The 390-nt window shown below is 34.9% G+C and carries 1 protein-coding gene; it reads right to left on the reverse strand.

Going from position 1 to position 390, the window contains the following annotated elements; genetic code table 11:
• Positions 1-116: 116 nt before the first annotated feature.
• Positions 117-390: VRR-NUC domain-containing protein (locus tag CBI42_RS11475; protein WP_256963822.1), on the reverse strand; the 274-nt coding region annotated here is incomplete at its 5' end.

Raw genomic sequence — 390 nt, forward strand, 5'->3', positions numbered from 1 at the left:
CATATTTATCAATGAATTTGGCGAATTTAGCTACTCGCTTCCAATCAGAAATACTTTCTGCCATTACATTTTGGTACATTTTAAACAGTTCCTTATCAAGTATCTTTACTGTCATTTTATTTACCTCCAATAATTTTTAACGCGTCATCTACAGAACGGCAAACACCATATAACACTGGATATTGCTTAATAAATTTTGCAAACCGCTTCTGATCTTCACGCAACTTGCCTCGTTCATTTTTAACTTCAATCAAAATCATTTTTCCACTGTGATGTTCAAAACCGGTAATATCCGGCCAACCTCTCGGAAATAATATAATTCGTCTGCCATCATCAGTTTTAATCTTGCCAGCATTACTACGGCAAACAGTACAATCATGTCGAGATAAT

The organism is Streptococcus sp. KR, assembly GCF_002238115.1.
Lineage (GTDB): Bacteria > Bacillota > Bacilli > Lactobacillales > Streptococcaceae > Streptococcus.